The following is a 19,687-nucleotide window of genomic DNA, read 5'->3' as shown; positions in this document are numbered from 1 at the left end:
ATTATCCTCGAAGCAACCATACAAGTCCGACTCCGGCAGCCACTGAAACGAGCCCCGCCAGTCGAAGCTGATGTTCGGGGACATACGGCAAACGCTTCGCCATTTCCACCAAAACCAAAGGGGCCAGTGCGTACACCAGCCCCTCGATGATCAGGAAGAAAGCAAATCCTGTCAGAAAGTCTGACATCGCCCGCCCTAGTTTCCGGTCGCTGCTTGAGGTGCTGCGGCCGGCGCGGTGCCTTCCGAGTTATTGAAGTAACGGAAGAATTCCGAATGCGGCGACAGCACGAGCGTCGTGTCCGGGCTACCGATCGACTGGGTATAGGCCGTCATCGAACGATAGAATTCGAAGAACTTCGGATCGCGCGCAAAGGCGTCGGCAAAGGTCTTCGTCCGCTCGGCTTCGCCTTCACCGCGCAGGATTTCCGAATCGCGCTGGGCGTCGGCGACGATCTCGACGACCTGACGGTCGGCAATCGCACGGCGGCGCTGGCCCTCTTCGTTACCGCGGGCGCGGATCAGTTCCGCTTCCGCCAGACGCTCGGCCTTCATGCGATCGTAGGTCTGCTGCGAGACTTCCTGCGTCAGGTCGGTACGGCGGATGCGGACGTCCTCGATGTTGAGACCAAGCGACTCGGCATCGGTTTTGAGGTCGGCGCGCACTTCGCGCATCATCGACGCACGCTCGTCGGAGAGCGCTGCCTCGAAGCCACGAAGACCGTAGACGCGACGCAGCGACGCGTCGAGACGGGTCCTGAGGCGCGATTCCGCGGAGTCGCGGTCGCCCGATACCGTTTCACGGAAGCGGCGGGGATCGGAGATCTTGTAGACGACGAAGGCATCGACTTCATAGAACTTGCCGCCCGAGACCTGGACGCGGATGTTGTCGAGGTCGAAGCGCAGCGCCTGATCTTCGACGTACTGGACGCGGTCGGCATCCATGAAGGCGAAGGGCAGCTTGAAGTAGAGGCCCGGCTGGGTCTTGACGTCCTTGATCTGACCGAAGCGCACGACGATGGCCTGCTGGCGCTCGTTGACGACGAAGACCGAGGAATAGATGCCGACGAAGACGACGGCGAGCAGGATCAGGATAACGGAAGTACGATTGTTGATCACTGGCCTGCTCCCGAAACTGCTGCGGCACCCGACGTCGTCGGACGGCCGATTTCATTCAGCGGCAGATATGGCAGAACGCCCTGCCCGTTCTTCTCGTCGATGATGACCTTCTTCGACTTGCCGAGAACGCCTTGCATGGTTTCGAGATAGAGACGCTTGCGGGTGACGTCAGGCGCCTTGGAGTATTCGTCATAGACGGAGACGAAGCGCTGTGCCTCACCCTGCGCTTCCTTGACGACGCGGTCCTTGTAGGCGGCCGCCTCTTCGCGGATCTGCGCGCCCTGACCGCGTGCCTTGCCGAGCACCTGGTTGGCATACTGGTTGGCTTCTTCGACGAAGCGGTCCTCGTCCTGTTCGGCGCGCTGCACTTCGTCGAACGCATCGGCCACTTCGCGCGGCGGTGCGGCGTCCTCGATCGCGACGGTGTTGACGGAAACGCCGGTACCGTAGGTGTCCATCGTTGCCTGGATCGTGCTCTTCACGTCGGCAGCGATCGCCTGACGATTGTCACGGAAGATGTCCTGCGCGGGACGGCGACCGACGACTTCGCGCATCGCGCTTTCGGCAACCTGCTGCAGCGTGTCGGACGGGTTCTCGACGTTGAAGAGATAAGCCTTCGGGTCGGTGACCGAATAGAGAACCGAGAACTGGACGTTGACGATGTTCTGGTCGCCGGAGAGCATCAGGCCGGAATTCGACTGACCGCTGGAGCGGCCGCCGATATTCTGCTGCTGCTCCGTCACCTTGACGATCTCGACGGTTTCGAGCGGCCAGAAGTGATAGTGCAGGCCCGGCATCGAAATTTCATCCTTCGGCTTGCCGAAGCGCATTTCGACACCACGCTCGTCCGGCTGCACCGTGTAGATCGAGTTGATCAGCACGAAGCCAACGATCAGCAGGCCGACGATAGCGACGACGCCGCCGTTGAAACCGCCGGGAACGACGTTCTTAAGCTGGTCCTGGCCACGGCGAATGATCTCTTCCAGATCCGGTGGGCCGCCCTTGCCGCCGCCGCGCGGCCGGTTCGGCCCCTGGCCCCAGGGCCCCCCCTGATTGCCACCGCCGCCGCCGCCCCATGGGCCGCCGCCGCCATTCTGATTGCTCCAGGGCATCAAAACCTCTCTGTTGAATGCTTCCCACGCAGAACTGCCGCGCCACCGCACGGTCGTTCATCATGTGAAACCGTTATAGGTATCCCCCGCACCGCTTTCAACGCGATAGGCCCGAGTTCACCGTAAATGGTTCAAAATAGTTGACGATCCGCCGCGTCAGGCTGTCGCACGCCGCTTGTAGGTGACGAAATGCATGGCGTGGCTGTCCTTCTCGCCCTGTGGCAGGTCTTCCTCGAACACCTTCTCGAAGCGCTCGGGATCGATATCGGGGAAGCGCGTATCGCCATCCACCGTCGCCTGCACCTCGGTCACATGCAGGATATCGGCGAGCGCGATCGACTGGCGATAGATCTCGCCGCCGCCGATCACGCAGATCTCGTCCGCGCCCGCCGCCTCGGCCCCAGCGGTCGCAAGCGCGATCGCTGCAGCGAGCGACGGCACGACGCTTGCACCTTCGGCTGCAAAATCCGCGTTGCGGGTGATGACGATGTTCAAGCGGCCGGGCAGCGGCCGCCCGAGCGAGGCCCAGGTCTTGCGCCCCATGATCACGGGCTTGCCGATCGTCAGCGCCTTGAAGCGCTTGAGGTCGGTCGAAAGCCGCCAGGGCAGATCGCCGTCACGGCCGATGACGCCGTTGACGGCAACGGCAACGACGATCGATATCTTCGGATGGTTGGTCTTCGTCTCAGTCATGGAACCCTTTTTCAGTCATGGAAACCTTGCGGTTTGCTGTCGATTTCGCGCGCCCGGTCATAGGCCGCCCGGTCGGTCACCACGCGAATGTAACGATCGACCACCGTGCTCTCCGGCAGGATCTTGCGCATCCACTGCAGCGCGCTTGCAAGCAGCAGGTCGGCCGCATTCATCGTTTCGCCGAGCAGATAGGTCCGGCGGGTGAGCACGTCGATCACATGGGCGCACATCTCGCTGTAGAGCCGCGCCTGCGCCGGATTGTTGATCGTGGCGCCCGAGATGTGGGCGAGTGCCGTCGGCTCGATCACCCCAGCATAATAGGCAAGCCAGGAAAGATAGGCGCCGCGCTCCTTGTGCCCCGGCGGCCGCCCGAGGCTGCAGTCGGGATAGAGGTCGGTGAGATACTGCACGACCGCAGCCGACTCCCAGATCACCGCGCCGTTGTGCACGAGCGCCGGCACCTGCTTGTGCGGATGCGGATTGTTGTCGTCAGGCTCACCCGAGCCATCCCAGCGGCGGATCGAGACGTAGCGGATCTCGTACTCGGCGCCCAGTTCCTCGAGCAGCCAGACGATGCGCGACGAGCGGGAAAGCGGCGCGTGGATCAATGTGAGCATCAACACCTCCTCGAAGGCCGCCCTCCCCGGCTCGCCCCTTTCGTTGAACGTCGGCTCATGACTGGAGCGACGGAAGCAGCTGCCGCGTCCGGCCTTTGAGCCAACGCGGTACCGCGTCAGGATACGAAGGTCAGAAATGCGGACCGGCCGCCCGCAACAACAGGATATGTCAGACTGCGATCGGCGTCTGATGGTTGAATCAGCTTCGTAGCCAACGATGCTAAAGTCTTCGAAGCGGAAAGAAAACATGTCGTCCGGACATCCGCAGCATTTTGTGGCGGCACACGTGCACGATAAGGGCACACGTGATGGGCGGCAAAGCAAAAGGATGACGCCTCACCTTTCTCCGAAGCTGTCTTGAATGGCCTTGACCACCGGTTCGAAGAAGTAGCTGATAAGCCGTCGCTCACCAGTTATCACGTCGATTGTCGCAGTCATGCCCGGAGAGAAATTCATGACGCGCCCGGGGACACGGATGCCCTCTTGCTCGAGCTTCAGCCGCACTGCATAGACCCATTTTCCTGAGGCCTCGCGTGCGTCAGCACCAACACTGATGACATGGCCGCGTACGATGCCGAAGCGCTCCGCCGGAAAGGCGTCAAACTTGACGAAGGCCCTCTGGCTCGCCTCCAGGAAGCCGACATCTCGGTTGTCGAAAAAGGCCTCGATCTCGATGTCTTTCCCAGCGGGAACCACCGACATGAGAGTTGATCCCGCTTCGACGAAGCCACCCACCGTGAACACTGACAGTTGCTCGATACGGCCGCTCGCAGGCGCTTCGAGCGACAGGCTTTGCAGGTAGTTGAGCGCAGCCCTGTGCTCCGCCGCCAAGCTTTGAAGCGCAATCTCAGCTTCACTCTTTTGTTTTCTGTAGGTTGAATGCGTCGATGATATCAGGCTCGCGCGTTGCCTGGACAGAACGGTGCCTTCCGCCTCGAGTTCATCAAGCACACGCTGGGCAACCAAGGCTTCGCCCTCCAGCGCCTTTAACTCGCGCAAGCGACTGAGATAGTCGAACTCGCTGATCGTGCCCCGTTGACGGAGAACGTCGGCAGCGGAAAACCTCGAGGCTACGATCTCTTTGTCCGAACGGACTTTGTCTAACCGAGCTGATTGTGCCTCTCGCCCTCGCCTCACGCGGACTATCTGCGCGTCGACCTGCAACACCTGATCACGCAGCGCGGAGAGGATGGATCTCACCAAAGCTTCAGCATCGGCGCTTCGCTGCCCGTTACCTATTGCTGTCTGCAGGAACACTTTCTGTCCGGCTTCCACGAAATCGGCGTTCGCCGGATCGGTTTCGGTGAGCGGTGCAACGATCGCCGTCGCGACGGCCACGTCCTGTTGTCGACGTTCGATGCTGGCCTCAATTCGTTTGATGTCGCTCTCGGCTACGGCTGTATCCATCTTTACCAAAGGGTCGCCCGCTTTGACCGCCCGCCCCTCGGACACCAGGATTTCAGCGATCTTCCCGTCCGCCAAAGGTTGAACCACTTGAACGCGGCCGGACGGGATTACCTTCCCCTGTCCGCGCGCAACGATTTCCACCTTTGCCGCATAGCTGCCGATCGCAATCGCGGTGAACATGAGCACCATCAGCCACGTCGTGATGCGGATCGTCGGCGAGAGGGAATGTCCAGGATCTTTGGAGCGGTCGTTCATGCCGACAGCACCTGCGAGTACCTTTCGTCGCGCCAGGTACCGTTAAGGTCGATGACATTGACGTCTTCGCCGAGGAGGTCCGGTTTGTGGGTGATAACCACGAGTGTCAGCTCTCGCGCAATCCCTCTCAGCGTCTCGGCGACACGTGCAGCAGCTACCGCATCGAGGGCACTCGTCGGCTCGTCCAGAATAAGTGCACGCGGGGCCGCCAGAAGCGCCCGCGCCAGCGCAATCCGCTGTCTCTGGCCTCCTGACAGATGGCTACCATGCTCACCGACCTGCGCGTCAATACCCAAGGGTAGCTGCTTGATCACTTGATCGGCCGCGCTGTCCGCAAGAGCCATAGCGATCTCCGCCTCGGTCGCATCTGGTTTAGCGAGGAGCAGATTATCGATGATTGATCCCGAGAAGAGCACCGGTTCTTGCGGAAGATATGCGATTGCGCGGCGCACGCTTTGGGGATCGTGATCGGCCAGTTTGAAACCGTTTGCCTCGACGTGGCCCTTGTCTGGGGAGTAGAGCCCACACATGAGCTTCGCAAGCGTTGACTTGCCACAACCTGAATCGCCGATGATCACCGTGGGGATGTCCGGGCGGATTTGAACAGTCATATTGTGAATAATCGGCTGCTCGGGGACATAGCCGAACGATACGTTCCGCAGTTCCAAAGTAGGGCGAATTACGGTCGGCAGCTCTGGTCTCTGCACGTCCGTTTCGGTGCTGGCATTCAGAAAATCTCCAAGGCGCAGGCGCGCGATCTTCAGACCCTGCCACTTCTCCCAGATCGATGCCAATGACATGATAGGTCCGAAAACGTGCCCGGCTAGCAAGTGGAACGCCACCAGTTCGCCCAAGGTAATTTCATTACGAAACACCAGTTGCGCCCCAAGAAAGAGTATCAAGGTTCCCGGGACACTGCCCAAAATCTGACCGATGAAACCGTTGACGATATCCAGCTTGGTAACGCGAAATCCGGCTGAGATACTCTCTCCGAGGGTTTCGTGAAATCGTCCGACATACCGTTCTTCGCAAGCGAGCGCCTTCACCGTTGCCATGCTTCCGAAAGCTTCCACGAGACGGGATTGATGGCGTGACTCTGCGAGGAATGCCTCGTGCATTCGGCGACGCAAGAAGGGGCCGATCAAACCGAACGCCAGCAATTGCAAGGGCAAGGCGATGAAAACGATCGCTGTTAGAAACGGGCTGATCGCGAGGAGTGCACTGACGTAAATCGTGGCGAAAAGCACATCGAGAATGGCGCTTGATATCGTTCCCGTCAGGAATCCCCGCACCGTATCTGTCTCACCGATGCGCGCGAGCGTCTCACCCGCTGGCCACCTTTGCAGAACTTGAAGTGGAAGATTTAGAACGTGACGGAAAACCCGTCGTGCCAACTCTGAAATCAGCCGATTTGCCATATGATTGCCAAGGTAGGCCGCAAGTGCGCCCAAGATGGCAGAGAAAAACGTGGTCGACACCAGAACAACCACGATCAAGGTGAGCGTTGCCTCGCGTTGGAAGGGCAAGACCCGGTCGATTATCGTCTGAAATACAAACGGCTCAACCAATCCCAACAGGCGCAAGACAATGGCGACCACCATCAACTCCCCTATCAAGGGGGTGTACTTGGCAGTCGATTGCGTGAACCAGGAGAGCGGAACGGGTCTTGACGAGAGGTCAAACAACGCAGCCTCCACTCGTTTCAAGGGCATGACTCAAGCTGGCAGAAACTTCCGCTCAACCTTAAGCGCGATTACAATAACTACGCCGAAGACAGTCGACATGATCCAGGCTGTAGCAAGGGCTTGGTTATATGATGGATCCACCAGGACGCTCTTGATCCCGTGTGCCGCGTAGAAGTTGAACGCGGTGTGCAGCAGCGTACAAACGCCCAATGCATATCCAACACTATTCGTGAGCTTGTAGAAGATGCTGGTGTAGAGATGTATTATGCTCGACGCGACCGACAGAAAAGCCGCCCCGGAATAAACTGTCAGGGCCTGCTCGCTGGAAAACTCGAAGCCTTCCGTGAGCCAAAACGTCTTTATTGCTGCTTCGGCGACGAAAAACCATACCAGTGACGCGGCACTGAACTTCGTTCCTTCGGCAAGACGCACGCCCGTCAGTTTCACGATTTCTTCGAGCACGGCCCACAAGAGGATGACCAAGAAGCTGCCAAGCATTTTCAGGACGCCCGTCTTTGAGGGGAGCCACCGGCGGAGGCGCACTTGAGCCCCCGCCAGCGAACTGAACTACCGGCGACCGTGGTCAAATTCACGGTCTTGTCGTGTCCCAGTATAGAAGCCACCTCGGAACGGATAGTCGGCCTCGCCCCTCGTTAGCGTGCGATCATTGGAGCCCTTCCGCGCAAAGGCCTGCATGCGGCCGAACAAGGTTTGCTCCCAAGGCACGTGGTAATTGTTCTTCATCATCTTATCGAGAATATCGACTTCGCCGGCGCCCTTACCGACGCCCCTGCCGAAGGAACTGCTTCCGCTTCCACCACCTCTGCTACCCATAAGAAGTCTCCTTATGAACGTGGTTGCCTTATGGAGATGCCGCCGACACAATCTTTGAGGGTGCCTGCATTGACGATCTCAACCATTTTATTGCAAGCGCTATAGTGTTATGTCAAGGATGCAATGCTCGCTTTACGAGTGCGCAACAGAGACGAAGACTGCGCTTCGCGCATAGACCGTCAGGCCGCGTGAAACGTACGACCGATAAGGTGCGAGGGACATATGGCGACCATGCCGCAAGAGGAGCGGCCAGTATCCACGTTTGAAGTTCTGGGTATGATGGTGGCGATAGGCATGTCGTCTGACTATCGCAACTGGAGCTTATCCGAGGTCGGGGATAATTTGGTCCCAGCTTTGCTTGCCGAGCAATACAAGATCTACTTCGACGAGAACGGCAAGCCTCTTGCGTTCCTAACCTGGGCACTGGTGGATAACGAATGCCACGAGGCACTCCTTTGTCACGGACGAAATCCGCCTCCGGATCGATGGACCTCTGGCGAGAACCTGTGGTTCATCGACATTGTGGCGCCCTTCGGAGGAACGCTGCACATCATCCGAGACATTCAGCGCAACCATTTTCCACATGTGCATGCTCACTCCATCAAGCGAAACCAAGATGGGAGCATCAAACGTGTGAAAGTGTGGCGGAACGGCTTGGTTCGCAGAAGTTAAAGAAGCCGCCGCACCGCTCGCCTCGACCGACAAGTGGCGGTGAGCGCGACGCTGGCTGCAGCACCGCCAACGATGCCGCCAAGGGTCCGCCGCCCAATTTGGCGCCTGCTCTGGCATCGACCTAGACGGCGATCGGCGCCTTGATGGTTGAATCGGCTTCGTAGCCGACGAGCGTAAAGTCTTCGAAGCTGAAGGAAAACAGATCCTTCACCTCAGGATTGATTTCCATCTTCGGCAGCGCCTTCGGCGTGCGGGTGAGCTGCAGCCGGGCCTGCTCGAAGTGGTTGTGGTAGATATGCGCGTCGCCGAGCGTGTGGACGAAATCGCCGGGCTTCAATCCCGTCACCTGCGCCACCATCATCGTCAGCAGCGCGTAGGAGGCGATATTGAAGGGTACGCCGAGGAAAATGTCCGCCGAGCGCTGGTAAAGCTGGCAGGAGAGCTTGCCGTCGGAGACGTAGAACTGGAACAGGCAATGGCAGGGCGGCAGGGCCATCTCGTCGACCAGCGCCGGGTTCCAGGCCGAAACGATGTGACGGCGCGAATTCGGGTTGGTCTTCAGGCTCTCGACGAGGCCGGCGATCTGGTCGATGTGCCGTCCGTCGGGTGCCGGCCAGGAGCGCCACTGGTAGCCGTAGACCGGGCCGAGGTCGCCGTTCTCGTCAGCCCATTCGTCCCAGATCGTGACGCCGTTTTCCTTGAGGTAGCGGATATTGGTGTCGCCCTTCAGGAACCAGAGCAGTTCATGGATGATCGAGCGCAGGTGCAGCTTCTTGGTCGTCAGCACCGGAAAGCCTTCGGAGAGGTCGAAGCGCATCTGGTGGCCGAAGACCGAGCGCGTGCCCGTACCCGTCCGGTCGCCCCGGTCGGTTCCGTTGGTCATCACATGGTCGAGAAGGTCGAGATATTGCTGCATGGTCTGGCGCCGCCGATTCGTACTTTCCTCGAATTTAGGACGAAGCCGGCGGCGAACCAATGACCAAGGGCGGATTATCCCGGGTAATTCGGCGGGAACTTACAAGGTCTGCAGCTTGCCGAGGTTCTTCGCCACCAGATAGTAGAAGGTAACGCGCGATTTCGACCGGTCGGCCGACATCGCCTTGACGGTGGCGTCGATCGCCTTGTCCGCGTCCGCGCCGCTGATGCCGAGCTTCTTCTCGCACCATTTTTCCTTGACCCGCTCGAGCTCCTTCGGATCCGACGCCGAAACGAGCGAGGAATCCTTGTTGCGTAGCGCAATGCCGAGGTGGCGCACGATCTTGTTCACGATCGCTTCGTCGGCGCCGCTGTCGTATTTCTGCACGTCTGCGAGGTAGTCCGTCATGAGGCCTCCAGCTTGCTTTGCTTTTCGAAACTGCGGCCGGAGAATGCCGGCCGCGTGGCAGCAGCGGGAGTTTTTCATGGATGCCGGGCAAGTCAAGGCAGTTCGGCGCCGGGCAGCCCGGGAGAAAGTCATATATCCGACACATCCCCCTTTTCTTGAGGCCCGGAAAGACCTATATGAAACCTGCCGTCTTCGGGCGGCTATGGCAATAAACGGGCGATGAAATAAACCCATTGGACCCGGGGGCGGTACCCGGCGCCTCCACCAAAAACCGATCTGCTCAGATCGGCTTTTGATGGGGGCGAAATAGGATCGACAAGGGCGTAAAGATCGACTTTTTGCTCGGCATTGTACCACCGTTATCGGGCTAAACTTATAGTTGCAAACGACAACTATGCTGAAGCACGTCTCGCTGCTTAATCGCGGTGCGACACTTCAAATCAAGTCCTTCCGGGTAGCACCGTAAGGCGGGGTCCGAAGGCACCTGGCAACAGAAGCCTTCACCTTCTCCCCCGCTTCGAAATGGTCTATAGATGCTTGAATAATTGACTCGTCTGCTTCAGACGGGCAATGAAAAGCCGACGGCAAGACGTCGTGCCGGCAGCAGACAGTAGATTGAGTTCGAGGAAAGACGGGACGCTCATGGGCCAGGACCATATCCGCTACGACATTCTGGCACAGGACGCGCTACGCAGCGTCATCCGCAAGGTTCTGACGGAAGTCGCAACGACGGGTCACCTGCCGGGCGAGCACCATTTCTTCATCACCTTTCTGACCGGCGCGCCCGGCGTGCGCATTTCGCAGCACCTGAAGGCGAAGTATCCCGAACAGATGACGATCGTCGTCCAGCACCAGTTCTGGGAACTGAAGGTCACCGAAATCGGCTTCGAAATCGGCCTCTCCTTCTCCGACACGCCCGAGCGCCTGGTGATTCCGTTCAACGCCATTCGCGGCTTCTACGACCCGTCGGTCAATTTCGAACTGGAGTTCGACGTGGCGGCCGGCGAGGAGGAAGAACAGGAATCGGCGGAGATCACCGCCTATCCCGTTCCGGAAGAAAATGCCGAGACCTCGGCCAAGGACGACAAGCCCGCCGAGCCGAAGAATGGCGGCGGCTCCGTCGTCTCGCTCGATTCCTTCCGCAAGAAGAACTGATCCGAGGAGCTTCGGCTGATGACCGGCGACGTCGTCAATCTGCGCCAGTTCCGCAAGCGCCGCGAGCGCACGGAAAAGGATAAGCAGGCCGAGCAGAACCGCATTTCCTTCGGCCGCACCAAGGCCGAGAAGTCCCTGACGAAAGCGCTGAACGACAAGGCGGAAGGCCGCCTCGACCAGGGGCGCATCGAGCGCCCTGCCGCAGACGAAGGCGACGCCGGCAACGACTGAGCCGGCCAAAAGCGATTCCGGAGCAAGGACTTGCGGCAGCTTCCGGAATCGAAACGCCAATTGCTTGAATCATTCTGTAAGGCCGGGCGATGATCCGTAAGCACTCCGCGACGCTCCACGGCCACCGCACCAGCTTCTCGCTCGAAGACGCCTTCTGGCAGGAGCTGAAGGCGATCGCCGAGGCGCGGGCGATGCCTCTCGCGCAGCTTATCGCCGAGATCGACGACCGGCGCACGCCCGACAGCAACCTCTCCTCGGCGCTGCGCGTCCACGTGCTCGAATGGCTCAAATCGAAGATATCTGCCCCCGCTTCCGAGCCGCGCTGATCCCGCCGCGGCACCTGCGATCGCGGCCAGATGCAGCCTAAAGAACGCGTGACTGTGTGGCGCGTGCAACAGCAGCAGCCGTTTCGGCTGCCGCGGATCCCGCTAACCGTCGAAATCGGTTGTTTTCGACATTCCTTATATAAAGATCTGTGTTGGAGGCGACGGCTTCTGCCGTCCACACGCACAGCTCTGAGAGTAAGCAGGACCGAACGGAAACGCGCGCATCGCGTTCCTGGGACCTGCACAAGCGGGAGGCGTTAATGAGTATCTCTACGCGACTGGGCCTTGCGGCCTGCCTGAGCCTGGTTCCCTTGCTGCCTGTTCATGCGGCCGATATCACGCCGCTGATGGCCCCCGCGGCGCCCGTAGAAGAAACCGAGAGCGGCTGGCAATTTTCCTTCGCGCCCTATTTCTGGATGGCGGGTCTGTCCGGAGACACCGCGCAGCTCGGGCTTCCGACCGTCCACATCGACTCCAGCTTCAGCGACATCTGGAGCAACCTCGACTTCGCCGCCATGGCAACCCTGGAGGCGCGAAAGGACCGCTTCAGCATCTTTGGCGACCTCATCTACACGAAGCTCTCCGGCGATGGAGAGGCGCGTGGCATCTTCACCGATACGGTCGACATCGAATCCGAGACCTTCGCTGGCCTCATCGGCGTCGGCTACACGGTGTTCGAGGACCAGCAATCGCATCTCGATGTCGTCGCCGGCGCCAAGATCTGGTCGGTCGATACCACCATATCCTTTCAGGGCGGCCCGCTCGACGGTGTCAGCCGCGATGACAGCAAGACCTGGGTCGATGGCATGGTGGGTGTGCGCGGCAACTACTTCTTCACGCCGGAAATCTACCTGACCGGCTGGGGCCTCGTCGGCGGCGGCGGCGCCGACATCGACTGGGACGTCGGCCTTGGCCTCGGCTACCGTTTCAACGACGCGATCTCGGCGATTGCCGGCTATCGTGCCCTTGGCGTCGACTACGACAATGACGGCTTCATCTTCGACGTGGTGCAGCAGGGCCCGATCCTCGGTCTTTCCATCCGCTTCTGAAGGCAAGCCGCAGAATTGGGCAAGCCGGCCATCGCGCCGCCGCCGACCCTCCTGATGGCAAGACACTTGCTTATCGAACCAGACGGATTGCGCCGGGATTGTTGATGGTGGTGTTGGCCAGCACCGCCTTGCAATCCAGCTTGAAGCTGCTGTTACCGATCATGGTGATCTCCTGGGCGACGATCCGCACGCACTCGCCGCCGGTCGATCCGTTGCCGGCATACTGGATCTCGCGTGACGCCGGCATGTAGATGATGCCGGTAAGAGACGAAACGCTGTTGCCGTTGATGGTGGCCGTCGCCGTGTTGTTGCGGCCGGCGACGATCGAGAAGCCCGCCCAGTCGCCTGTTGTCGGCGCGCTGACGTGAAAGGTCGCCCCACCGTGAATGTCGAGCTGGGCGCCGTTCATGAGGAAGAAGGTGACCCCTTCCGCCGTTACCACCGACTGGCTGGTGAACTTCAGATTACCGCCGTCGATGATATAGCTGCCGGGCCTCAAAAGTACCTTGCCCTTGATTTCGAGGGCGCCATAGGTGCCGGGCTTCAGCTCGACACGGTAGTTGTCGGGCGCGTTGCTCGGCGTCTTGCCGGTGCCGTTGCAATCGCCGTTGCCGCCACCGCCGCCGACGAAATTCTGTCCGCATCCGGCAAGGCTCACCCAGCCTGCCGTGGTCGGCATCTTCTTGAACCGGAATGGGTCGGCAATCGGCGCCACCTCCTCCACAGCCCTGCCGCAGGCAAGCTGGAGATTGGCGAGCGTCGCCGACACCTTGCCGGCGGCATAGAGACACTCTGCCTTGAGCGTGGCCGAGCCGCTGAGATAGATCGATTGCGCGTCGGTCGAATTGGATGTGATCGTGCAGCCTGATGTGTCGACACTCGCCGCACCGCTGACCTCGAAGGCACGGCTGGCCGTGGGATGCAGGGCGAGGATGCAGGCCTCCCGCCCGGGCATGCGCGCGGCGACGCTTTCCCGATCGATCGTATAGGGCTGCAGCCCGAAGAAGAGCGGATTGTATGTCAGCGCGTAGGCCGCGGTCGCCGTGGTCTCGACGCCGGCTTCGCCAAAGGCGATGTGGATCGGCGCGGCCGCCACCGATGCGCCGCTCTCCGGGTCGATCTGATCGACGCTCTCCGGCTGACCGAAATTCGCAAGGAAGACGGTGTTGGCCAGATCCTTGGCGCCGGCTTCGGTCTCACCCTCGCCGTAGGATTTGACCGCGGAAAAGGCAGCGGCATCGAGCGCCGCCTGCATCTTGGCGGCCTCCAGGTTCATACGCGCCAGGTTGATGGCGATCGAAGCGGCGCCCAGCAGCGGCACCGCCATCAGCGCGGTCAGGACGGTAAAGTTGCCGTTCTCGTCCCCAAGGATGCGAGCGGCCGTCTCCTTCATATGGTAGCGCATCTCTGATCATTGCCCCCTCAGCAGACGGCGACGCCGCCGCTCGGGACGTTCCGGAGCGATCAACGTCATCGTACCCATGCGCCGAATGACGACGCGGCCCGCAAGCCGCACCCCCTGCCCCATGCAACGCAAATTGCTAATTTAGCCATCAATGGTGGAAGATGTGCTTCAGAATTCGTTAAAACTCTGCCGATCCCGCTTGTTCGCCACGATCCCGAGGCGTCGGACTGACGCCCGCCCGCTGCGGGCATCGTCGCAGATTGAAGGCGTCGCCATCGAGGAAGAGGGCATGGCTAGCGCATCGCGCTTCCAAGTGAAATCGCTGAGGCGGAAAGATGGCCTAGAAGCAAAGTGCTAGTGCGCTCGCATGGGCAAGGGGCAGCGCTATCCGGATACCGGAAGGCCGGAGCTGCCGTGGTGCAGGGTGATCGCCCGGCTATTGCACCGTGACGTCGGGCAGAACGTCGAAGTTGAGCCTCTGTCCGGGGACACCGCCGGTGCCCCCGCCGGTCGTGCCATCCGGCCCGACCGGCGGGATCGACGGGCCCTGGCCGCGCGCTGCCTCGGCCGCCCGGCGCGCAGCTTCCGCCTGTCGCTCCGCCTCGGCCCGTGCGTCTGCTTCCGCCTTGACGCGGGCGGCCTCGGCCGCGCCGGCTGCGCGCCGGCGTTCCTCGGCAACGGCCCGTTTGCGCTCCAGTTCCCGTGCCTCCGCTCGCGCCTTGTAGAGCGCAAGTTCGCGCCGCAGCCGCTGCTTCTCCAGCACGTTCGCCTGCAGGATCTCGACGCGCCGGCGCTCACGCTCGAATGCGCGTAGCGACAGGAAATTCGCCAGATCGGCAACGTCGAGATCGACGCCCGGCGCGTCCAGCAGGCCGGCATAACCGATGCGCACGCGCGGCTCGGCGCCCGCAAGCGCCTGGTCGCCCGGCCGGAAGGTCAGGTCGATGCCGGCGTCGATACGGCCCGCCGCAAGATCGAGCGAAGCCTCGCCAGTCATCGCGGCGCTACCGTCGCCGGCCGTCACGTTCTGCGCTCTAAGCACCCCGCCGGCGATGCTGAAGGGCGCCTTGACGACGCCGACCAGCGATTGGCCGGAGAATACGGTCGCCTCTGCGGCACTTCTGATCGCGTCCGCCGAGATCTGCGTCTTCAGCGCGTCGGCCGCTGCGATCAATTGCGGCAGGGCCGCGCTGTTGATGCCCGCAAGCGTCATGCCGTTGAACGTCGCCGTGCCCGAACCGCTTGCCGAATGCGCCATCGCCTCGGGCGTCGCGCCCGATGCCTCAAGCGCAACCGAAAGGTCGAAGGTCCCGGTCGCCACGGGCGTGCCTGCATGGGTCCATCCCGCCTGCGCAATGTCGCCGGCCTTGACGTCCAGGCGCGAACGCAAGAAGCCGGATCCGTTGGCGTTGCCGACCTGCACTCGCCCGGCGAGCTTGCCGCCCAGCCAGTCGCCGGTCGCGTCGCTCAACGAAATCTCGTCGCCCTTCCATTCCATCTTGCCGGCAAAGCTCGTGACCGCGCCGTAGACGCCCGGCCAGAATTTTCCCGCCTGCACGTCGAGCGCCACATTGAGGCCGGTCCAGGCCGGCTGCGCCAAGGGGCCCTTCGAAAAGGCGCCATTCGTATCCTCGATCGGGCCGAGGATGCCCTCGCCGAGCCATGCCAGGTCAAGCGTATCGAGCGTGAGCTGACCGCTCGCCGCCCCCGGCGCCTTGCGGTCGATCGTCAGATTGCCGGTAAAGCCGTTGTGGTCGGCCTTGCCTTCGACGGCCGTCAGCGCGATCGTTTCCGGCGTTGCGGCGACGTCGGCCGAGATCGTCAGCGGCAGGCCGCTGCCCATTTGCGGCAGCGCCACGCCCTGAAGCAGGAGGTAGGGCTCGAGGTCCTGGGTCTGCAGCGTCAGCTTCGCCTGACCTTCGAGGAAATGATCGCGGGAAAGATCGACGCTGCCCTTGGCGGCAAGCGACGTCTTCTCGGTGGTAAAGGTCACCGTGCCGTTCGCCGTCGGGCCGTCGGTGCTTTGCAGCTTGATCGAGAGAATGCCGTTGGCATCCGCATCGAAAGGCAGGGGATCGAAGCCCGCCTGGCCAAGAAGCAGGCGCGTCTCGGGATTTTCGAGCGTCGCTTCGAGCAGCATCGCCTTGCCGGTCAGCGCCTGTACCATGTCGGGCGCCTGGTAGCTGGCGGCGATCTTCGTGCCGTTGGCGGTACCGAAGATGCCGAAGGTCGCCGGCGCATTGCCTTCCTTGTTGCCCGCAGTCAGCGTCACGTCAAAGGCGGTGTCGCTGTAATAGGGACCGGCCTTGATCAGCTGCCTAAGCGCCGGATGATTGACCGCGTGGCGGCCGATCATTTCCAGGAACGGCGTCAGGTTCTTGGCGGCAAGCTTCATCTTGGCCGAGACGACGGGCTTTTCCAGATCGCCGCTGGCCCGGCCGGAAAAGGCGAGCTGGGCGCCGGCAAGCGCGCCGATCGCCACGCGCTCGGCCTGAAGCTGCCCGTTCTTCAGGGTCAGAACCGCCTGCACGTCCTGCGCCTGCTCGCCGAAGGCGGAAAACTCGTCGGCCGAAAGATCGGCGGCAATGGCATGCTGCAGCAGCGTTTCGGTGGAAGCGTCGCCTGCCACCAGTCCGGTCAGCGCCTGCAACGCCTCGAAGTCGATGCGGTTGCCCTTGAGCTGCAGCGAGAGGTTCGGTTGCTGGTCGGCGAAGGATTGCCGCTCGAGCCGCCCCTTGAGGCTCGCCTCGTCGGCGGCCACTTCCAGGTTCTCGAACTGCTGCAGCGTGTCGGTGAGGTTCACCCTGGCCGAAAAGCCGGCCGTCTTCAGCTTGCGGATCGCCGGATCGACCGAGCCGGCCAGCCAGTTGGCAAGGCCGGAAGGCTGGTTGGAGGCGAGCAAAAGGTCGCCGCGGAAGCTGCGCTGCCCTTTCAGGTTCAGCCGCCCCTTGGCTTCGAGCTGCGTGCGCCCCGGCAGAAGCGCCACGACATTGTCGATCACCCAGCCGGCGCCATCAGGCTGCACGTCGATGCGCACGTCGCGCACGGTCGTGTCGCCGACGACGATCGCCGGCAGCTTCAGGCTGGCGCGGCCGGGCACCTGCGGGATGGGAATGTCGGCGACGATCGTCAGCATCGCCTCGAGCCGCTGGCGCATCGAGATCGCCGGGTCGCGGCCGGTCTTGTTGTTGCGGCTCGGGCCGATGCGGCTGACGTCGATCTGCTGGCCGTCGGCGATCAGCAGGAACTTCTGGTCCTTGCCGGTATCGAGCGTCGCCTCGCCGGTGACGACATAGGGATCGTCCGAAGGGCCGATTTCGAACCGATATTCCGGAACACGGATGCTCTCGTTAGTCAACTGGAAGTCGCCGTTGATACGCAGCGGCGCTTTCTGGTCTGCGTCCTTCGCTTCGCCCTGCGGCCGGTTTTCCGTCAGCGTGAAGCGGCCGCTATAGACCGGCCTGAAATCGACGATACGCAGCGAACCGTCGGTCTCGACGCCGAAGGGGCGCTTGTCCGGCGTCACCCGCGCCTTGAGGCTGAGCGCGCCCGCCTGATCGACCTCGTTGCTGGTGAAAGAGAAGCTGCCGGCCTCGCCATCGAGTGCCGCGCGCCCTTCGACCTTCCAGGGCCCGGCAAGCGAACGGGCCGAAACATCAGCGGCAAGGTCGCTGACGCGCCGGGTGCGGCCGGTCTGCTCGTCGACGAACTCGATCTGGCCATTGGTGATCTCGACGTTTTCAAGCACGACGGTCTTGGCCGGGATCGACGCCCGGCGGCCCCTCGCCCAATCGAGCGTACCGTCGGGCAACAGGCGCACCTTGGCCCGCGGACGGTCGAGCTTCATGTCGAAGATCAGCGCTTCGCCGCTCAGGAACGGCGCAAGCTCGGCACTCATCGAGAATTGCGCCACCTGGATCAGCGGTTCGCCGTCCTCGGCCGCACCGACGCGCACGTCGTTGAGCGTCACCGTCGGAAACGGGATCAACCGCGCATCGACGCTGCCATGCACGACGACGGGCTTGCCCATGATGCGGCTTGCCTCGCGTTCGAATTCCTTGCGGAAATCCGTCCAGTCAATGAACCACGGGGCGATCAGCGCAGCAAAGAGCGCAACGACCACAAGTCCACCGAAGCCAAGCAGAATTCGCGAAAGCACCGTGCCTATATTCCCATTCCGTTCATCGGCACATCCTCGTGCCGCAGGTCGATTTGAGCGCCAGGACCTGGCACCCGCCGGCGCCTTCCAAGGCGCCGTAGCGTTTGATCTGCCGCATAATTCGCTTGGTGTCGATTCCGACTTTAGGAACTATGCAGTATCACACTTTGCCGCCGGCGCATCGCCTCAATAATGCGGTCGCGGCCGGCCATTCGCCTCAGGCGAAGATCTTGCCGGGGTTGAAGATGTTGTCCGGATCGAGCGAGCGCTTCACCTGGCGCATCAGGTCCAGCGCGTCGCCGAGTTCCGCCTCGAGAAACGGCATCTTGCCCTGGCCGATGCCGTGTTCACCGGTGCAGGTGCCATCCATCGCAAGCGCCCGCGCATTGAGACGATCGACGAAGGCTTCCGCGCGCGCCACGTCGGCCGGGTCCTTGTCGTCAAACAGCAGACCGACGTGGAAGTTGCCGTCCCCCGCGTGGCCGACGATCGGTGCCGTCAGCCCGTGGGCGGCGCTGTCCTCCTGGGTCGCAACCACGCATTCGGCGAGCCGCGAGATCGGCACGCAGACGTCGGTCGACAGGATAGCAGCCCCAGGGATCAGGCTCTTTTGCGCCCAATAGGCATTGTGGCGCGCCTTCCAGAGCCGTGCTCGCTCCTCCGGATTGGTGGTCCAGAGGAAATCACTGGCGCCGAGCTCCGCGGCGATCTCGCCGAACTGGCGTGCCTGCAGCTCGACGCTCTCGGGGTTGCCGTGAAACTCGACGAAGAGCGTCGGCGTCTCGGCATAGGTGAGGCCCGAATAGGCGTTGCAGGCCTTCATCTGCAGCGCATCGAGAAGCTCGATGCGCGCAACCGGAATGCCCGACTGGATGGTGAGGATCACCGCGTTGCAGGCGTCTTCGATCGTCGGGAACGGGCAGACGCCGCCGGAAATGACCTCGGGAATGCCCTGCAGCCGGAGCGTGATCGAGGTGATGATGCCGAGCGTGCCTTCGGCGCCGACGAAGAGCCGCGTCAGATCGTAGCCGGCCGACGACTTGCGCGCCCGGTGCGCCGTGCGGATCTCGCGCCCGTCTGCTGTCACCACCGTCAGCGCCAGCACGTTGTCCTTCATCGTGCCGTAGCGCACCGCATTGGTTCCCGAGGCCCTTGTCGAGGCCATGCCGCCGATCGAGGCGTTGGCGCCGGGGTCGATCGGAAAGAACAGGCCGGTATCGCGCAGATAGGTGTTGAGCTCTTCGCGGGTAATGCCCGGCTCGACGCGGCAGTCGAGGTCCTCGGCATTGACCTCGAGCACCTTGTTCATGCGGGCGAGATCGACCGAGATGCCGCCATTGGGGGCGTTGATATGGCCCTCGAGCGAGGAACCGGTACCGAAGGGAATGAGTGGCACCTTGTGGCGGGCGGCAATCGCGACGATCTCGCGAACCTCTTCGGCACTTTCGGCAAACACCACGCCATCGGGAAGCTGCGCCGGGATATAGGTGGTGGTGTGGGCATGCTGGGCGCGGATCGCCTCGCCAGTCTGGAACCGGTCGCCGAAGCGGGCGGAAAGGTCCGCCTTCGCCGTCGTTATGCCAGCCTCATTTTTCACGCCAGCCCTGATTGCCTTCAACGCCACGGAGAACGCCCTTCCTCTCGCAT

General features: G+C 61.9%; 18 protein-coding genes and 1 other RNA gene. 6 read left to right on the top strand and 13 right to left on the bottom strand.

Going from position 1 to position 19,687, the window contains the following annotated elements; translation table 11 throughout:
• Position 1: 1 nt before the first annotated feature.
• The 8 genes from XB14_RS04895 to XB14_RS04860 form a co-directional block, all read right to left on the bottom strand.
• Positions 2-187, bottom strand: a complete 186-nt coding sequence (locus tag XB14_RS04895) for a DUF2065 domain-containing protein (protein ID WP_077960550.1) — start codon at positions 185-187, stop codon at positions 2-4.
• A gap of 8 nt (positions 188-195) precedes the next feature.
• Positions 196-1,116, bottom strand: a complete 921-nt coding sequence (hflC, locus tag XB14_RS04890) for a protease modulator HflC (protein WP_077960549.1) — start codon at positions 1,114-1,116, stop codon at positions 196-198.
• A complete protein-coding gene (gene hflK, locus XB14_RS04885) occupies positions 1,113-2,228 on the bottom strand; it encodes an FtsH protease activity modulator HflK (protein ID WP_077960548.1) in 1,116 nt (371 codons plus the stop codon). Before hflK ends, hflC begins: the two co-directional genes overlap by 4 nt.
• Positions 2,229-2,384: 156 nt before the next feature.
• The gene (locus XB14_RS04880) at positions 2,385-2,921 is read right to left on the bottom strand and encodes a dihydrofolate reductase (RefSeq protein WP_077960547.1); all 537 of its coding nucleotides are present in this window, start codon (positions 2,919-2,921) and stop codon (positions 2,385-2,387) included.
• A gap of 11 nt (positions 2,922-2,932) precedes the next feature.
• Positions 2,933-3,538, bottom strand: a complete 606-nt coding sequence (locus XB14_RS04875) for a glutathione S-transferase family protein (RefSeq protein ID WP_077960546.1) — start codon at positions 3,536-3,538, stop codon at positions 2,933-2,935.
• Positions 3,539-3,874: 336 nt separating this feature from the next.
• Positions 3,875-5,200: an HlyD family type I secretion periplasmic adaptor subunit gene (locus tag XB14_RS04870; protein ID WP_077960545.1), complete on the bottom strand. Its 1,326-nt coding sequence runs from the start codon at positions 5,198-5,200 to the stop codon at positions 3,875-3,877.
• A complete protein-coding gene (locus XB14_RS04865; RefSeq protein ID WP_234804025.1) occupies positions 5,197-6,801 on the bottom strand; it encodes a peptidase domain-containing ABC transporter in 1,605 nt (534 codons plus the stop codon). The genes XB14_RS04870 and XB14_RS04865 overlap by 4 nt, the downstream gene beginning before the upstream one ends.
• Before the next feature lie 114 nt (positions 6,802-6,915).
• A complete protein-coding gene (locus tag XB14_RS04860) occupies positions 6,916-7,383 on the bottom strand; it encodes a hypothetical protein (RefSeq protein ID WP_143348229.1) in 468 nt (155 codons plus the stop codon).
• 558 nt (positions 7,384-7,941) lie between these two features.
• Between XB14_RS04860 and XB14_RS04850 the strand changes: the two genes are divergently transcribed.
• The gene (locus XB14_RS04850; RefSeq protein WP_234803957.1) at positions 7,942-8,391 is read left to right on the top strand and encodes a toxin-activating lysine-acyltransferase; all 450 of its coding nucleotides are present in this window, start codon (positions 7,942-7,944) and stop codon (positions 8,389-8,391) included.
• 121 nt (positions 8,392-8,512) lie between these two features.
• Here XB14_RS04850 and XB14_RS04845 read toward each other — a convergent pair whose 3' ends face one another.
• Both XB14_RS04845 and XB14_RS04840 read right to left on the bottom strand, forming a co-directional pair.
• Positions 8,513-9,307, bottom strand: coding sequence for a thymidylate synthase (locus XB14_RS04845; protein ID WP_077960541.1), 795 nt, complete (start codon positions 9,305-9,307; stop codon positions 8,513-8,515).
• Between the two features lie 99 nt (positions 9,308-9,406).
• Positions 9,407-9,715, bottom strand: a complete 309-nt coding sequence (locus XB14_RS04840) for a DUF2853 family protein (RefSeq protein WP_077960540.1) — start codon at positions 9,713-9,715, stop codon at positions 9,407-9,409.
• Positions 9,716-9,861: 146 nt separating this feature from the next.
• Here XB14_RS04840 and ssrA point away from each other — a divergent pair.
• From ssrA to XB14_RS04815, 5 genes are all read left to right on the top strand, one after another.
• Positions 9,862-10,220: a transfer-messenger RNA gene (gene ssrA, locus XB14_RS04835) on the top strand.
• 137 nt (positions 10,221-10,357) lie between these two features.
• On the top strand, positions 10,358-10,870 hold the full coding sequence (locus XB14_RS04830; RefSeq protein WP_077960539.1) for an SspB family protein: 513 nt from the start codon (positions 10,358-10,360) through the stop codon (positions 10,868-10,870).
• Between the two features lie 18 nt (positions 10,871-10,888).
• Positions 10,889-11,101, top strand: coding sequence for a DUF4169 family protein (locus XB14_RS04825; RefSeq protein WP_077960538.1), 213 nt, complete (start codon positions 10,889-10,891; stop codon positions 11,099-11,101).
• 89 nt (positions 11,102-11,190) lie between these two features.
• On the top strand, positions 11,191-11,427 hold the full coding sequence (locus XB14_RS04820; RefSeq protein ID WP_077960537.1) for a ribbon-helix-helix domain-containing protein: 237 nt from the start codon (positions 11,191-11,193) through the stop codon (positions 11,425-11,427).
• Between the two features lie 347 nt (positions 11,428-11,774).
• Positions 11,775-12,476 (top strand): hypothetical protein, encoded by a 702-nt coding sequence (locus tag XB14_RS04815; RefSeq protein WP_234804024.1) that lies wholly within the window; start codon positions 11,775-11,777, stop codon positions 12,474-12,476.
• Positions 12,477-12,546: 70 nt separating this feature from the next.
• Here XB14_RS04815 and XB14_RS04810 read toward each other — a convergent pair whose 3' ends face one another.
• The 3 genes from XB14_RS04810 to XB14_RS04800 all read right to left on the bottom strand — a co-directional run bounded on the left by XB14_RS04810 (position 12,547) and on the right by XB14_RS04800 (position 19,664).
• The gene (locus tag XB14_RS04810) at positions 12,547-13,881 is read right to left on the bottom strand and encodes a TadE/TadG family type IV pilus assembly protein (protein ID WP_077960536.1); all 1,335 of its coding nucleotides are present in this window, start codon (positions 13,879-13,881) and stop codon (positions 12,547-12,549) included.
• A 436-nt stretch (positions 13,882-14,317) separates the two neighbouring features.
• Positions 14,318-18,004 carry an AsmA family protein gene (locus XB14_RS04805; RefSeq protein ID WP_419178577.1) on the bottom strand — a complete coding sequence of 1,229 codons (3,687 nt, stop codon included), beginning with the start codon at positions 18,002-18,004 and terminating at the stop codon, positions 14,318-14,320.
• 253 nt (positions 18,005-18,257) lie between these two features.
• Positions 18,258-19,664, bottom strand: a complete 1,407-nt coding sequence (locus XB14_RS04800) for an FAD-binding oxidoreductase (protein ID WP_077960534.1) — start codon at positions 19,662-19,664, stop codon at positions 18,258-18,260.
• Positions 19,665-19,687: the final 23 nt, after the last annotated feature.

It is taken from the genome of Ensifer adhaerens, assembly GCF_002007205.1.
GTDB classification, from domain to species: Bacteria; Pseudomonadota; Alphaproteobacteria; order Rhizobiales; family Rhizobiaceae; genus Ensifer; species Ensifer adhaerens_D.
Note: the sequence above shows the minus strand (reverse complement) of the source record. Positions and strands in the feature narration are given on the sequence as shown.

What these genes read in the sequence shown, in the direction of transcription:
- XB14_RS04810 (WP_077960536.1), bottom strand. Translation starts at nt 13,881, where the DNA reads ATGCGCTACCATATGAAGGAGACGGCCGCTCGCATCCTTGGGGACGAG.
- XB14_RS04865 (WP_234804025.1), bottom strand. Translation starts at nt 6,801, where the DNA reads ATGGTGGTCGCCATTGTCTTGCGCCTGTTGGGATTGGTTGAGCCGTTT.
- XB14_RS04820 (WP_077960537.1), top strand. Translation starts at nt 11,191, where the DNA reads ATGATCCGTAAGCACTCCGCGACGCTCCACGGCCACCGCACCAGCTTC.
- XB14_RS04870 (WP_077960545.1), bottom strand. Translation starts at nt 5,200, where the DNA reads ATGAACGACCGCTCCAAAGATCCTGGACATTCCCTCTCGCCGACGATC.
- XB14_RS04830 (WP_077960539.1), top strand. Translation starts at nt 10,358, where the DNA reads ATGGGCCAGGACCATATCCGCTACGACATTCTGGCACAGGACGCGCTA.
- XB14_RS04875 (WP_077960546.1), bottom strand. Translation starts at nt 3,538, where the DNA reads ATGCTCACATTGATCCACGCGCCGCTTTCCCGCTCGTCGCGCATCGTC.
- XB14_RS04845 (WP_077960541.1), bottom strand. Translation starts at nt 9,307, where the DNA reads ATGCAGCAATATCTCGACCTTCTCGACCATGTGATGACCAACGGAACC.
- XB14_RS04825 (WP_077960538.1), top strand. Translation starts at nt 10,889, where the DNA reads ATGACCGGCGACGTCGTCAATCTGCGCCAGTTCCGCAAGCGCCGCGAG.
- XB14_RS04860 (WP_143348229.1), bottom strand. Translation starts at nt 7,383, where the DNA reads ATGCTTGGCAGCTTCTTGGTCATCCTCTTGTGGGCCGTGCTCGAAGAA.
- hflK (WP_077960548.1), bottom strand. Translation starts at nt 2,228, where the DNA reads ATGCCCTGGAGCAATCAGAATGGCGGCGGCGGCCCATGGGGCGGCGGC.
- XB14_RS04850 (WP_234803957.1), top strand. Translation starts at nt 7,942, where the DNA reads ATGGCGACCATGCCGCAAGAGGAGCGGCCAGTATCCACGTTTGAAGTT.
- XB14_RS04815 (WP_234804024.1), top strand. Translation starts at nt 11,775, where the DNA reads ATGGCCCCCGCGGCGCCCGTAGAAGAAACCGAGAGCGGCTGGCAATTT.
- XB14_RS04880 (WP_077960547.1), bottom strand. Translation starts at nt 2,921, where the DNA reads ATGACTGAGACGAAGACCAACCATCCGAAGATATCGATCGTCGTTGCC.
- XB14_RS04895 (WP_077960550.1), bottom strand. Translation starts at nt 187, where the DNA reads ATGTCAGACTTTCTGACAGGATTTGCTTTCTTCCTGATCATCGAGGGG.
- XB14_RS04840 (WP_077960540.1), bottom strand. Translation starts at nt 9,715, where the DNA reads ATGACGGACTACCTCGCAGACGTGCAGAAATACGACAGCGGCGCCGAC.